This is a genomic window from Spongiactinospora gelatinilytica (assembly GCF_003236385.1).
Lineage (GTDB): Bacteria > Actinomycetota > Actinomycetes > Streptosporangiales > Streptosporangiaceae > Spongiactinospora > Spongiactinospora gelatinilytica.
The window spans coordinates 1-15016 of record NZ_POUA01000172.1; the positions used below are offsets into that span (position 1 = coordinate 1).

Below are 15016 nucleotides of genomic sequence, written 5' to 3' on the forward strand. Positions count from 1 at the left end.
CGCCCCCGCCGCCGACCACTGACCCCGGCGATAACCCGAAAAAAACGATCGTCACGCTTGTCACAACCCACTCACCTACATCGTCCCATGTCCGGCAGCGGTGGCCCGACTCCGGAAGGGAAGCCATCACGTGGGAGCTCACCCCCACCCGGGACGACTGTTAGATGAGAGCGGCACGGCACGACGAGCGGTGGTCGTAAGCGGCCTCGGACGCACCTACGCCGGACGGCGACGGCTCTTTCGCAGGGCCGCGAGCGAGGTCGTCGCGCTGGACGGCGTCGACCTGGAGATCGCCGAAGGCGAGCTGCACGGCCTGCTCGGCCCGAACGGGGCCGGGAAGACGACCTTCTGCAAGATCCTCTCCACGGTGCTCACACCGTCCAGGGGCTCAGTGGCGGTCCTCGGCCTGGACGTCGTACGCGAGGCGAAGCGGCTGCGCCCGTTGATCGGCGTCGTGATGGGCGGCGAGCGCGGCCTGTACTACCGGCTCACCGGCCGCGAGTTCCTGATGTACTGGTCGGCCCTGTACGGCGTCGCCGACACCGTGGCACGACGCCGGGCCGCGGACCTCCTGGACCGCCTCCGGCTCGCCGAGCGCGCCGACGACCGGATCGAGACCTACTCCCGCGGCATGAAACAGCGGCTCCACCTCGCACGCGGCCTGATCACCGATCCGCGCCTGCTTCTGCTGGACGAGCCGACCGCCGGGCTCGACCCGATCGGCGCGAAGACGTTCCGCGCGATGATCTCCGAACTGCGCCGGGATCGCACGATCCTGCTGACCACCCACGACATGGCCGAGGCCGAGCAACTGTGCGACCGCGTCACGCTGATCGGCGGCGGCAAGGTGATCGCCACGGAGAGCCCGGGCACGCTCGGGGCCGCTCTCACCCGGCATGAACGGGTGGACGCCCACGACGTCGGCGATGCCCTGCTGGCGGAGCTGGCCGGCGTCGCGGGCGTCCTTCGGGCCGAGCGCCGCCCCGACGGTTCGGTCCGGGTGGAGACCGGCGCCGACGGCGTGTCCGCCACGGTGCTGCGCCTGCTCCTGGACGCGGGCGTGACCCGGGTGCGCACCTCGCTGCCGGATCTGGAAGAGGCGTACGTCCACCTTCTCGGCCCGCGCGGGGACACCTGAGATGCGAACGCTTCGCGCGGCCGCGCGACTGCAGTGGTGGTCGATGCGCGGCGGGCTGGACGATCGGCAGTCGTTCGTACTGGCACCGCTGTTCGTCCTGTTGTTCGTCGGGGTGGTCCGGGCCCGCGGCCACGCCGAGCTGACGGCCCAGGCGGCCCTCGGGGCCATGCTGGTCTGCCTGTGGAACCTCTGCGTCCAGATCAGCGGCGGTGTCGTCGCCAACGAGCGGCGGTTCGGCACGTTCGAGCTCACCGCGGCGGCCCCGGCCTCCTTCCCCACGGTGGTCATGGGGCGGGTGACCACCATCGCCGCCGTGGCCCTGCTGGTGGTGCCCGAGGTCTGGCTCGCCACGCTGCTGTTCTTCGGCGAGGCCGTCGAAGTGCCGCATCCCGGCCTGTTCCTGATCGGGATCGTGCTGATCACCTTCGGCATGGCCGCCGCCGGAACCCTCATCGCCGCGCTGTTCGTGCTCGCACGCAACGTCGTCTATCTCCAGGTCGCCTTCACCTATCCGTTCTTCATCCTCGGCGGCCTGGTCGTGCCCGTGTCGCTGCTGCCGGAGTGGGTCCAGCCCATCTCGCGGCTGGTCTTCCTGTCCTGGGGCTCGGACCTCCTCCGCGCGGCGCTGGATCCGGCGGCCCCCCGGCAGGTGGAACTCCAGATCCTCGGGCTGTTCGCCGTCTCGGCGCTGACCTTCGCAGCCGGACGGATGCTGCTCACCCGGCTGGTCGACCGGGCCCGCCGGCACGGGACGCTGGGGCGGGCATGAGGCGGGCGCTGCGCATCCTGCGCTGGTCGGTACGTCTCGGCCTGTCGGATCTCGGCACCGTCCACACCTGGCGGTCATGGGTGTTCGGCTGGCTCACGCGCGTCGTGGCGCAGGTGCTCTTCTTCGGCCTGAGCGGGCTGCTCGCCGGTGGCGTCGCCGATGTGCGGTTCATGCTGATCGGCAGTGCCGCGGTGATCGCGGTGCTGGAGGCGATGTCCATCATCGTGTGGGCCGCGGCCGACCGCCACATGGGCACCGCCGGGCTGGTGGTGATCTCGCCGACCGGCTATTTCCCGGCGTTCGCGGCGCGCGGTCTGTACACCGTGCTGACCGGCACCGCCTCGTCCGTGGTCGCCCTGGCGGCGGGTGCGACCATCCTGCGGGTGGCACTGTCCCCGGCGGCGATCCTCCTGGCGGTGCCGGTCATCGCGCTCGGCGCGACCTCCGCGTACTTCTTCGCCAACGCGGTCGCCGCAATCGTCGTCAAGGCCGCCGGCGCGCACTGGTTCGCGCTGAACGTCTCCTACCTCCTCATCATGATCTGTGGCGGGTTCGTCATCCCGTTCGACACCCTGCCGTACGCCGTGCGGACCGTGATGTCCGCGATGCCGTACACACACGCGCTGGCGGCCCTGCGCGCGGTGCTGGAGCCCGGCATGGATCTGCCGCTCGCGCTGGCCGAGTGCGGGTGGGAGATCGCGGTGACCGTCGCCTGGGCGGTGGTCGCCAAGCTCGTGTTCGACCTGGCCATCCGGCGCGAGCGCCGCCTGGGGGGCGCGCTGCTCGGATGAGCCGGCCCCTGGTGAGAAAGCCTCTCCCGCGAAAAAGGAGCATTGATGTCCACCTATGAGAGGGAAATCGCGATCGTCGGATTCGCGGCCAGGGTGCCGGGGGCCGACGACGCCGACACCTTCTGGCGCAATCTCTGCGCCGGCACGGAATCGATCGAGTTACTGGACGAGGAGGCGATGCGGTCGCGCGGCGTTCCCGAGCACAAGCTGCGGGAGCGCGGCTATCGGCCGGTCGGCGCGAGCGCGCGGGAACTCGACGCGTTCGACGCCGAGTTCTTCGGCCTCACCCGGCGGGAGGCGGAGATCTGCGACCCGCAGTTCCGGCTCTTCCTCGAACTCTCCTACACCGCCCTGGAACACGCGGGATACGACCCGTGGGCGATGCCGGGGCGGGTGGCGGTACTCGGCGGATCGGCGCTCGGCACCTACGGGCAGGAGCACGTGCTGCGCAACCGGTCCGTGCGCAGGGCCGTCGGGGAGTCGAGCATCCTGATCGGCACGAGTCCCGACTACATCGCCCCCCTGGTCTCCTACAAGCTCGGCTACACCGGGCCGAGCGTCTCGGTTTACACGGCGTGCTCGACCTCGCTGGTCGCCGTCCACCTCGGCGTCCAGAGCCTGCGCGCCCGTCAGGCCGACGTCGTGGTCGCGGGCGGGGTGCAGGTGGACCTGCCGCTGGGCGGCGGCTACGTGTACCGGGAGGGCGGCATCAACTCCGCCGACGGCCATGTGCGGCCGTTCGACGCCGGCGCTTCCGGGACGGTCTTCGCCGACGGTGGCGCGACCGTGGTGCTCAAGCGGCTGCGGGACGCGCTCGCCGACGGTGACACGATCCACGGCGTGCTGCTCGGCTCGGCCGTCAACAACGACGGTGACCGCCGGGCCGGTTTCACCGCGCCGGGAGTGGCCGGGCAGGCGGAACTGATCGAGGCGGCCCTGGCCGACGCCCGGATCGGCCCCCGCACGATCGGCATGATGGAGGCGCACGGCACGGGCACCGTCGTCGGCGACCCCATCGAGGTGGCGGCTCTGACGTCGGTCTACCGCCGCTACACCGGCGACCGGGGGTTCTGCCGGCTGGGATCGGTCAAGGGCAACGTCGGCCACCTCGGCGCGGGTTCGGGCGCGGTTTCGCTGATCAAGGCGCTGTACGCGCTCAAAACCGGGCTGATCCCGCCCTCCATCAACTGTGACGTGGTCAACCCGGCGCTGAAGCTGGCGGAGGGGCCGTTCGTACTGGCCAGCGAACCGGCCACCTGGGACGCCGGGCATGCGGTACGCCGGGCCGCGGTCAGCTCCTTCGGCATCGGCGGCACGAACGCGCATGTCATCCTCGAACGCGCGGCGCAGCGCCCCGCCGAGCCGAAGCCGCCTGTGTGGCGGCTCGTGCCCGTGTCGGCCCGGACGCCGCAGGCGCTGGAGCAGGCGGCCGGCAGACTCGCGCATGCCCTGGAGGGCGACTCCCTCGAACTGCCGCACGTGACGTACACGCTGCAGGAGGGCCGGCCACGGTTCGCGCGACGCCGCGCCGTCGTGGCCCGTACCCGCACGGAGGCCGCAAGCGCGCTGCGGGCCGGGCCCGACTCGCCCTTCGCGGCGAGCGGCGAGGCCGGGCCGGGCGATCCGCGCGTCGCGCTGCTGTTCCCCGGACAGGGCGCGCAGACCCCCGGCATGGGCCGCGGGCTGTACCGGGCCTACCCGGTGTACCGCGACACGGTGGACGAGTGCGCCGGCCTGCTGGCGCCGACGCTGGGCCTGGACCTGCGCGAACTCCTGCTGGCCGACCCTGGCGACGCGCAGGCCGCCGCGCGGCTGCGGGAGACCGCGATCACCCAGCCGTCGATCTTCGTGACGCAGTACGCCGCCGCCCGCCTGTGGGAGAGCCTCGGAGCGCGCCCGGCGGCGCTGCTCGGGCACAGCGTCGGCGAATTCACGGCGGCCTGCCTGGCGGGCGTGTTCGCACTGCCCGACGCGCTGCGCGCGGTCGCGCGGCGCGGCGCGCTCATGCAGGCGACCGGGCGCGGGACGATGCTCGCGCTGCCGCTGGACGCGGACGCCGTGCGGCCGATGCTGCCCGGCGATGTCGAGGTGGCCGCGGCGAACTCCCCGGCGGCGTGCGTCGTCGCCGGATCCGGCGAGGCCATCGCCCGTTTCGCCGAGGACCTCGCCGACCTCGGCATCACCGGCACGCCGCTGCGGACGTCGCACGCGTTCCACTCGCGGCTGATGGAACCGGTACTGGAGGAGTTCGCGACGGCGCTCGCCGATATGGACCTGCGGGCGCCGGAGGCACCGTTCGTGTCCGGCCTGACCGGCGAGTGGATCACCCCGGGGCAGGCCACGAGCCCGGCGTACTGGGCCGCGCAACTGCGCGGCGAGGTGCGCTTCGACGCGGGTGTGCGCACGCTGCGGCTCGCCGGTCACGGCCACTTCCTGGAGGCGGGCCCCGGCAGGGCGCTGACCGGCTTCGTCCGCAGGCACCTCCTGGACGCCGGGGCGCGCGGTGTGCCGGTGGCGGGCATGCCGGGCGGGGGCGATGACGAGGCCGATCTCTTCAAGGCCGCGGCCCGCCTGTGGACCACCGGCGTGGAGCTCGACTGGGAGCGGCTGGAGCGTTCGCGCGTACGGCGGCGCGTCGCACTGCCGTCCTATCCCTTCCAGCGCGACCGGCATTGGATCGAGCCCGACCCCGACCCCGACTCCGGCACGAATGACGCGGCCGAGCCGGACACGGCGCGGCACGGCCTGTACGTCCCCGCCTGGCGGCAGGAGCTCCGCCCCGCCCCCCGTCCCGTCACCGGGGAGCACTGGCTGCTCGTCGGCGGCCCCCGGGACGTCGCGGACGCGGTGGCGGAGGCGGCGGCCGAGGCCGGTGCCACGGTCACCATCGCCGAGTCCGGCCAGGGAACGCCGCTCGATCTGGATTCACCGGCCGACGTCCAGCGGTGCCTGCAGCGGCTGACGGCCGATTCGGCGCGGATCCACCGGATCGTTCATCTGGACGGCCTGGACGCCGGGGCGCACGACCTCGATCAGCGCGCGGTCGCGCGCCGCGTGTACCGGCGGATGGCGGCGGTCGCGCAGGCCCTCGTACGGCACTGCCCGTCCGGGGCCGAGGTGATCGGCGTGACCGCTCGCGTGTGGTCGGTCAACGGCGAGCCCGCCGCACCTGCGGCGGTGACCGCCCTCGGCCCGCTGCTGACGCTGCCGCGCGAGCAACCGTCGGTGACCGTCCGCCAGATCGACGTGGCCGCCACGGTGTCCGTCCCGCGTCTGGCCTCCGCCCTGGTCGCCGAGGTCAGAGCAGAGGACGCGCCGGACCGGGTCGCCCTCCGGGGCCCCCGCCGTTGGGTCCAGTCCTTCACTCCCCTCCCTGAGCCTTCGGTGCCGGTCGGGCCGCCGCCGCTGCGTCAGGGGGGTGTCTATGTCATCACCGGCGGGCTGGGCGGACTGGGGCTGGCGGTCGGCGAGGAGCTGGCCCGGGCCGCCGGGGCCCGGCTGGTGCTCGTGGGCCGGACCGCGGTGCCGGATCGTGAGCGCTGGCCCGCCCTGCTGGACGGCCCGGGCACGGACGCCGGGACCCGCAGGCGGATCGCCGGAGTCCGGCGCGTCGAGGCCGCGGGCGGGCAGGTCCTGACGGTCGCGGCCGACGTCGGCGATCGTGACCAGGTGATCGAGGTGCTGAGGCTGGCGGAGAAGGAGTTCGGCGAGGTCAACGGCATCGTCCACGCGGCGGGCGTGCCGGGCGGGCAGTTGCTCGCGGTACACGACGAGAGCGCCGCGGACGCGGTGTTCGCCGCCAAGCTGGACGGCGCGAGCGTCCTCGCGGAACTGGCCGAGGAGGGTCGCCTCCCGGCGGCGGACTTCGTCGCGCTGTTCTCGTCCATCGTCACAATCAGCGCCGACTACGGCCACTGCGACTACATGGCGGCCAACCTGTACCTCGACGCGCTCGCCGCGGCCCATGCCGACGGCGAGCCGCGTTTCGTCTCCATCAACTGGTGGGGCTGGCGCGACGTCGGCATGGTGTCGGAGACCGGCGGCTCCGAGGCGTTCCAGCGGTTCAGCCGGGCCCGCCAAGCCGCCTCGCGGGCACCGGTCGGCCATCCGCTGGTGGACGCCATGACCCGCGACGACGATGACGCCAAGGAGTTCGAGGTACTGCTGCGGCCGGAGGCGCACTGGGTGTGGGCCGAGCACCGCATCGACGACGCGGGCTCGCTGCCCGGTACCGGCCTGCTGGAGATGGTGGCGGCCTGCGCCCGCCACGCCTGGGGGAAGGCGACGGTCCGGATCGCCGACGTGCTCTTCATCGACCCGGTGTTCGTGTCCGCGGAGACGATCGGGCGCATCTCCTTCGCCCCCGGCGCCGAGCCCGACACCTGGGACTTCGCCATCGCCTTCCGTTCTGACGGGGAGGCCGGGGATGCCGGGGATGCCGGGGAGAGGGTCCAGTGCAGGGGGACGGTGTACCTCGGCGTCGCGGACTCGCCCGCCGCCATCGACCTGGCCGCCTGCCGTGCCGGGCTGACCGAGCGAGGCACCGCCCCGGAGGACGGCGTGGTGCGGTTCGGCCCGAACTTCCAGGTCGTGACCGGCTACTGGTCCGACGGCGAACGCGGCCTGGTCGAGCTGAGCCTGCCCGCCGACCCGCCGGCCGACACCGCGGACCTCATCGTGCATCCCGCGCTGCTGGATCGCGCGTCGTACGGGGTGCCCAGCCCCGAGGGGCACATCTACCTGCCCTTCTCCTACCGCGCGGTCGAGGTGCGGGCCCCGTTGCCACGGCACTGCTGGGCCGTGCAGACCTATCATTCGGATCCGGCCCGCCCGGAGTTCATCGAGGCCGACATCACCATCGTGGACGACGCCGGGAACGCGTGCGTCATCGTCGCCGGCTACAGCTGCCGGAGCGTGACCGCCCCCGCCGCGAGCGCGCCACGGCGGGTGAGCGCGGCCCCCGGCGCCGGGTCCATGCTCGCCACCGTGGAGGGCCAGGCGCTGTTCCTGCGGATCCTCGCCACCTGGCCCGCGCAGCAGGTGGTCACCACGATCGGACCGCTGTCGGCCCGGATCGAGCGCAGCCGCGCCTTCGACCAGGCCGCGATCGCCGCGGGATCGGCCGCCGGGACCCGCACCGGCGACGCCGCCCGCCCCGAGGGCGTCGCCTTCGCGCCCCCGGGCACCGCGGTGGAGACGGCGCTGGTGAAGCTGTGGAGCGATGCGCTCGGACTGCGGGAGATCGGCATCGACGACGACTTCTTCGACCTGGGCGGCGAGTCACTGACCGTGGTCTACCTCGCGTCCAGCATCCGTGAGCGGCTGGGCGTCGAGATCACCGTCGCCGACCTGTTCGAGCGGACCACCATCCGCGACCTCGCCCTGCTCGTGGAGGGGTCGGCGCCCGGCACCGGGGACGGCCGGTGATCGGGGAGGCCGTTCGCCCGGTGCGGGTCCGCCCGCTAGGGCCCGGCTGGACGATCTGGGACACGTTCGTGGTGCGACCGGCCGGGCTGCCCTTCGACTGGCTCACCCTGGCGGACGGCGACCTGCGCGCGCAGCCGCTCTTCCGCGAGGCCCTGGCGTGGCAGAACCCCCGGCTCACCGCCCGGCTGCGGTCCGGGCGCGGGCGGGAGCGGCCCAGCGACCGCCGCGCGTTCCGGCGGGCGATCAGGTCCTACGCCCAGCGGTACTGCGCCAAGAACGACACGATCGGCTTCTTCGGCCCGGCGGCCTGGGGCGCCTGGTCGGAAGGCGGCACCGCGATCACGCCGGCCGGGCGGCCACCGCGATCCCGGCGCACCTCCTTCGAGCTGTGGGCGGTGCAGGCGATCGCGGACGCGCTGGAACTGCGGCACGAGCTGACCCCCTGGACCGTCGTCCATCTCGCGCCGGGGCTGCACCGCTCGGAGGCCGGAGTCATGCTGGCCGACGGCAGCCTGCTGCGGGCGGCCGGCGACGACCTGCGGCTGATCGCGCTCGTGGACGGACGGCGCAGCGGCGCCGACCTCGCGGCCGAGTACGGGCCGCAGGCCGCGGGCGATGTCGCGCGCCGCCTCGCCCGGCTGCGCGCCATGGGCATCCTGACCTCCGGCTTCGCCGTCCGGCGCGGCGTCACGCCGGAACGGGCGCTGCGCGGCCAGTTGCTCCGGGTCTCCGACACGCGCCGGCGGGCCGCCGCGCTGGCCGACCTCGACGCCCTGGTGGCCGCGCGGGACGAGGTCGCGGCGGCGGCGGGCGACGACGCGGCGGTCGAACGGGCCCAGCGCGACCTGCGGACCGCCTTCACCGGTCTCACCAGCCAGGATCCCGACCGCCGCCACGCGGAGTTCTACGCCGGGCGGACCCTCGTCTACGAGGACAGCGTGGCCGATCTCGACGTCCGGCTCGGCACCGGCGTGCTGGCCCGGTTGACCGCTCCGCTGACGCTGCTGCTCGATTCCTCACTCTGGTTCTGCAACACGGTGGCGGACGCGTACGAGCGGCTGGTGGCCGAGCGGTTCGGCGCGCACGCGCGCCGGGCCGGTGGGGTGCCCCTCGCGGCGGTGCTCAACGCGCTCGATCCGATGTCGGTACCGGGGGCCGCCGGTCCCGCCGACGTGGTCGCCGCGGAACTGACCCGCCGCTGGAGCGCGCTGCTCGGCGCTCCCGCCGAAGGCCCGGCCGTACGAGTACGCAGTGCGGCGCTCCTCGGCCGGGCCGCCGCGTCGTTCGCGGCCGGAGAGCCGCGCTGGACCCGGGCCCGCTGGCAGAGCCCGGACGTCATGTTCGCCGCCGCCTCCCAGGCCGAGCTCGCGGCGGGACGATACCTCGCGGTGCTCGGTGAGCTGCACGCCGGGCTGAACGCGACCGACCACCAGCCCTTCGACCAGGCGCATCCGGACCGGGCGGCGCTGCACGCGCGGATCGCCGCCGACACCGAGGGCAAGTTCGTCCCGCTCTACCGGCTGCGCGGCTCGATCCTGAACTCCCGGACGATGCCGCCCGACTGCCACCTGCCCGCCTCCGACACCTACCTCGGCACCGGCGGCGAGCCGCCCTACCAGCCCGCGGCGGCCCGGACGATCCCCGTCGCCGCGTTGCGCGTCCACCTGGACGGCGAGACGGCCGTGGTGCGCACCGTCACCGGTGAGTACGTCGCGGGGCTCACCGAGGTCATCGGCGACCAGCTCAGCCATGCCGTGGCGCAGCGGTTCGCCGTCCTGCCGCCCGCGCCCTACCAGCCGCGGGTCGCCATCGACGAACTGGTGGTGAGCCGGGAACGCTGGAGGCTGCCGCTGCGGGAGCTGCCCCGCGCGGTTCAGGGCCCTCGGCGGCTCGCCGCCGCGCTGGAGGCCGCCACCTCGGCGCGGCACCGCCACCTGTTCGCGGCGGTCGCGGGCGAACGAAAACCGTTCCTGGTCGACGTCGAAAGCGACGCGTCACTCGAAGTGCTCGCCCATCGGCTCACCCGGCGGGCGGACGAGCACCCGGACGAGCACCTGACGCTCACCGAGATGCTGCCGGGGCCGGGCGACCTGTGGTTCCGCGACGACCTCGGACGCCGGTACACGGCCGAGTTCCGGTTCGTCTGCGTCCGGGAGGCCGTTTCGGAAAGGGGCGAGGAGGCGGGCCGTGGCTGACGGGCGTGTCGCCGAAGAGGTCGTGGCGGCGCTGTGGCGCGGCGAACGGCCGGCACCGGAGCGGGTCGCCGCGTCGGGCGGGCTCTACGCGCTGATCGCCGCGCGGGCGCGGCTCGCCCCGGACCTGACGGCGGTCCGCGACCCGATGACCCGGCTGACGTACCGGGAGCTGGACCACGCCGCCCGGACCGTCGCCGCCGACCTGCGGGCGGCCGGAGTCCGGCCCGGTGACATCGTCGCCGTGTGCGCCGGGCCGTCGGTGTCGTACGTGGCGGGCGTGGCCGGGGTCCTCGCCGCCGGGGCGGCGTTCCTACCGGTGGACCCCGAGCAGCCGGCGGCCCGCATCGGGCGGCTGCTGGACGACGCCGGACCGGCCGCGTGTCTCGTCGCCGGCGAGGTCCCTCTCCCGGACGGCGTCCGGGGCCTGCCGATCAGGCTGGAGGGCCCGGTCCCGCCCGAGCCGGACATCGTCGGGGCCGACGCGCTCGCGTACGTCCTTTACACGTCCGGTTCCACGGGGCGGCCGAAGGGGGTGCGCTGCCATCATCGGGGGGTCCTGGCCCTGCTCGGCGACTTCATCGCGCGGGCGCCGGTACCGCTGGGGGCGGTGTGCACGTGGTGGACCGCGCCGGGCTTCGACGTCTCGGTGTACGAGATCTTCTCGGCACTGCTCGGCGGTGAGCTGCTGGTCGTACCGCCCGCCGTGCGGACGGACGCGGCCGGGTTCTTGGACCTGCTCGCGGCGGAGTGCGTCTCGAGCGCGTACGTGCCGCCGTTCCTGCTGGCCGACCTCGCGGACCGGGCGGAAGCCGAACCGGGGCGGCTGGGCCTGCGGCGGTTGCTGGTCGGCGTGGAGCCGATCCAGGAGCGGCTGCTGCGCCGCATCGCCGTCGCGGTCGGCGGGCTGCGGGTGCTGAACGGGTACGGCCCGACCGAGACCCACGTCTGCGCGACCGTCTACGAGGTGCCCGCCGAAGCCGCGCCGGACGGCTCACCCGGCTCACTCGGCCGGACGCCGATCGGCGGGCCGGTCGGCGGCTCGCGAGTCCATGTCCTCGATCCGCACCTGCGGCCTGTGCCGCCGGGTGAGGTCGGCGAGCTGTACGTGAGCGGCGCGGGCGTGGCGCACGGCTACCACCGTGCTCCCGAGGCGACCGCCGCCGCGTTCAGGTGGATCGACATCGGTACCGGCAGGGTGCGTGCGTACCGGACCGGCGACCTGGTGCGCGGCCGGGCCGACGGCGAGCTGATGTTCGTCGGCCGGGCCGACGACCAGCTCAAGGTGCGCGGGCATCGCGTCGAGCCCGGCGAGGTCGAGGCCGTGCTCCAGGAACACCGGGCGGTCCGCGCGGCGGCCGTCACCTGCCCGCACGACGCCCCCGATCTGCTGTGCGCCTACGTCGAGCCGGCCGAGCCGCTCGCGGCCGCCGCCGAGACACTGCGCGCGCACCTGACGGCCCGCCTGCCCCCGTACCTCGTGCCCGGCGTCATCGCGTTCGTGGACCGGCTGCCGGTGACCGCGCACGGCAAGCTGGACCGGGCCCGGCTCGCCCGCCAGGCGCCGCCGCTCGCCGAGGCCGGGGAAGGGGGTCCGGCGAACGACGGTGAGAGGTACGTCCAGGCGGTCTGGGCACGTGTGCTCGGCGGCGTGGCATGCGGCGCGCACGCGCACTTCCTCGACGTGGGAGGTCATTCGCTGGCCGCCATCCGCATCGCCGGACACGTACGGCGCGACACCGGGGCCGAGGTCACGGCCGCGGACGTGTACGCGAATCCGACCATCGCCCGGTTCGCCGTGTTCCTGGCCGGCCGCAACGCGATCTTCGGGCGGGCTGCGGCCCCGGCGCGTTCCGGCGCGCTGCTGGCCCCGCTGTCCGCGGCGCAGGAGGCCCTGCTCCTGCTGCACCGAATGTACCCGGGCAACCGTGCCTACCACATCCCGACACTGCACGAGATCACCGGCGTGCTGGACCTCGACGCGCTGGGCCGCGCGCTGCTCGCCGTACGCGAGCGGCACACCGCGCTGCGGTCCACGCTGGTGGAGGTGGGGCCCTCGGTCGCGCAGCGGGTGGGGCCCGCCGGACCGGTTCCGCTCGACGTCGCCGACCTGGCCGAGCTCTCCGGCGAGCGGCAGGCGGCCGAACTGCGGCGGCTCGTCCAGGAGACGAGCACCGCCGCGTGGGATCTGCGCAGTGAGCCGCCGCTACGGGTGCGGCTGTTCCGGCTCGCCGCCCGGCGGCATGCCCTGCTGCTCGTGACGCATCACCTGTTCAGTGACGGCTGGTCGATGGAGATCGTGCACCGGGACCTTTCGGAGGCGTACCGGGCGATCACAGCCGGACGCGAGCCGGAGCTGCCCGCGGCGTCCCAGGCGGCCGACTTCGCCAAGGGCGAGCGCGAGCCCGGGGAAGGGGAACGGGTCGCCCGGCAGGTCGAGTACTGGAAGCGGCGGCTGTCGGCCGCGCCGGTCCCGCGACCGCTGCCCATGCAGCGGCCGCGCCGCCGCGAGCCGCGCTTCGCCGCGGAACGGCTGGGGTTCACACTCGACCGGGCGAGGACCGATGCGCTCCGCGCGCTGGCCAGGGCGCGCGGGATCGGCCTGTTCAGCGTGCTCGCGACCGGCTTCACCACGGTCATCGCCCGATATCTGGGGCAGTCCGGTTTCGTGCTGGGGGTGCCGGTCGCGGGCCGGGCCGACCCGGAGCGCGCCGGCAGCGTCGGATTCTTCAACAACTCGCTGGCCGTGCCGTGCACGGTGGACGGCGGGGATTCGTTCGCCGGCAACGCCGCCGCCTTCCACGAAGAGCTGCTCGCCGCCCTGTCGCACGCGGAGGCGCCGTTCGCACGGGTGGTCGCCGAACTCCGGCCGCCCAGGCAGCCGGGGGCCAACCCGTTGTTCCGGTACTGGTGCAACATGCTCTCCTACCCAAGGCATCCGCTGCGGCTCGATGGTTGCGCCGTCCGGGCGATACGCGCACCCGTGCCGGGCGCGTTGTTCGATCTTTCCTGCTATCTGATCGAGCATCCGGACCGCATCGAGGTCGAGCTGGTGTACGACGCCGACCTCTACGACAGGGACCGGGTCGCCGCGCTGGCGGGCCACTGCCAGGAGGTTTACGCGAACGCCTGCGCCGCGCCGGACGGGCCGGTGGACGAGCTGATGTCCTCCGCGCCGGTTCCCCCGCGCGCGCCCGCGCCGGAATATGCCGCGCCGACGGCCGACGAGCTGTTCACCGCCGCCGCGTCCGCGCACCCGGACCTGCCGGCGCTCCGGACCAGCGCCGCCGACTGGACCTACCGGCGGCTTGAGCACGCGGTGGACGACCAGGCCCGGGCACTGCGACGCCTGGGCGCGGGACCTGGCCGCCCCGTCGCGATCCTCGCCGACCGCACCCCACGGCTGGTCATCGCCATCCTCGCGGCCCTGCGCTCCGGCACCCCCTTCGTCCTGCTCGACCGGGCCCAGCCCGAGCCCCGACTGCGCCGAATGGTGACCCGCAGCCGCCCGTACGCATGGATCGACGCCACCGGCCCGACCCCCGGCGCGACGGCGGACGGCTGCGCCCTGACCCGCATCCCCCGCGCCGACACCGATACACCCCCCACCGAGCCACCGGCCAATGCGACCGGCACGGCGGCCACCGGGGTGGTAGCGCCGGAGGCGGCATATGTCGCGTTCACCTCTGGCAGTACCGGTGAGCCGCGGGGGATCGTGGCGGGACAGGGGGCGCTGGCCGCGTTCAGCGAGCGGCATCGGGCCGAGCATGGGATCGGGCCGGGCGACCGGTTCGCCCTCCTGGCCGGGATCGGTCATGACCCGCTGTTGCGCGAAGTGCTCGTCCCGCTGACCAGCGGCGCCGCCCTCCTGATCCCCGACGCCGAGGAGGCGGCGAATCCGGCGCGGCTCGTGTCCTGGCTGGCCGCCCGACGCGTCACCGTCCTGTATCTGACGCCGGCGACGGCCCGCGTCCACAGCGGCGCCGCGCAGGCCGCCCGGATTACGCTCCCCGGCGTGCGACTGCTGGGCTTCGGCGGGTCCGCCGTCGAAGCCGGCGACGTCCACGCCACCCGCCGGATGCTGCCGAACGCGCGCCTGGAGTCCTACTACGGCGCCACCGAGACACCTCAGGTCGTCGCCGTCGCCGACCCGGCGGACGCCGCCGACGCGCCCCTCATCGGCACCGGGTACGGCGAGGCCCGCCTGCTGGTCGTCGAGCCGGACGGCCGCGAGGCCCCGGTGAACGTCGCCGGGGAGATCGTGGTGAGCAGCCCGCACCTCGCCATCGGCTATCTCGGCGACGACCTGGCGACCGCGCGACGATTCCACACCGTCCCACAGGACGGCCCGCGGGTTCGCCGCTATCGCACGGGCGACCGGGGCTGCCGCAGGCCCGACGGCCGGATCGAGTTCGGGGGCAGACTGGATCGGCAGCTCGACCTGCACGGCATCCGCGCCGAGCCCGGCGAGATCGAGTATCTGACACGCACTCACCCGCAGGTCCGCGAGTGCCTGGTGACCGGCCCGGGGGACATCGGCGTCGAGGTGCTCACCGCGTACGTGGAACCGGCCGGACCGGGGTTGACCACGGCCGACGTGCGCCGGCATCTCGCCGCCCTGCTTCCCGCGGCACTCATACCGGCCGACATCGTGCTGGTCGCGGCGATCCCGCTCAACCCGCACGGCAAACCCGACCCC

Annotated in this window: 6 protein-coding genes; all 6 read left to right on the top strand. The window is 74.1% G+C overall.

Going from position 1 to position 15016, the window contains the following annotated elements; genetic code table 11:
• Positions 1 to 190 precede the first annotated feature (190 nt).
• Positions 191 to 1138, top strand: a complete 948-nt coding sequence (locus C1I98_RS21260; RefSeq protein WP_111169187.1) for an ABC transporter ATP-binding protein — start codon at positions 191 to 193, stop codon at positions 1136 to 1138.
• A gap of 1 nt (position 1139) precedes the next feature.
• On the top strand, positions 1140 to 1907 hold the full coding sequence (locus tag C1I98_RS21265; protein WP_111169188.1) for an ABC transporter permease: 768 nt from the start codon (positions 1140 to 1142) through the stop codon (positions 1905 to 1907).
• Positions 1904 to 2698 (top strand): ABC transporter permease, encoded by a 795-nt coding sequence (locus tag C1I98_RS21270; protein WP_111169189.1) that lies wholly within the window; start codon positions 1904 to 1906, stop codon positions 2696 to 2698. Before C1I98_RS21265 ends, C1I98_RS21270 begins: the two co-directional genes overlap by 4 nt.
• Before the next feature lie 45 nt (positions 2699 to 2743).
• Positions 2744 to 8125, top strand: coding sequence for a type I polyketide synthase (locus tag C1I98_RS21275; RefSeq protein ID WP_111169190.1), 5382 nt, complete (start codon positions 2744 to 2746; stop codon positions 8123 to 8125).
• Positions 8122 to 10320 (top strand): lantibiotic dehydratase, encoded by a 2199-nt coding sequence (locus C1I98_RS21280; protein ID WP_111169191.1) that lies wholly within the window; start codon positions 8122 to 8124, stop codon positions 10318 to 10320. Before C1I98_RS21275 ends, C1I98_RS21280 begins: the two co-directional genes overlap by 4 nt.
• On the top strand, positions 10313 to 15016 hold a 4704-nt coding region (locus C1I98_RS21285; RefSeq protein ID WP_111169192.1), incomplete at its 3' end, for a non-ribosomal peptide synthetase. The genes C1I98_RS21280 and C1I98_RS21285, both read left to right, overlap by 8 nt.